At 25.5% G+C, this 267-nt stretch carries 1 protein-coding gene; it reads left to right on the top strand.

Features of this window, described 5'->3' with window-relative positions:
- A partial coding sequence (locus AWT72_RS09055; RefSeq protein WP_306765448.1) for an MATE family efflux transporter occupies nucleotides 1-267 on the top strand: 267 nt, incomplete at both ends.

The raw sequence follows: 267 nt of genomic DNA, 5'->3' as shown, positions 1-267 counted from the left end.
AGGTGCAAAAATATATAAGCATGCAAGGGCATATGCTAGAATAGCAATAATATTAACTACTATTTTTTCTATATTATGTTTATTAATTTCATTAATATTTACAAAAGAATTAATAATGTTAGTGGGAGTATCTGAGCCAGATTATTTAGTTTCAGCAATTAAATTTTTAAGAATATGTTCATTAGGGTTTCCATTTTTATTTATGACATTTACATTATCAGCAATTATTAGTGCTGATGGAGATACATTTGCACCTTTTGTATTTAC

Source organism: Oceanivirga salmonicida (assembly GCF_001517915.1).
Classification (GTDB): domain Bacteria; phylum Fusobacteriota; class Fusobacteriia; order Fusobacteriales; family Leptotrichiaceae; genus Oceanivirga; species Oceanivirga salmonicida.
This window is presented reverse-complemented; position numbering and strand designations above follow the sequence as displayed.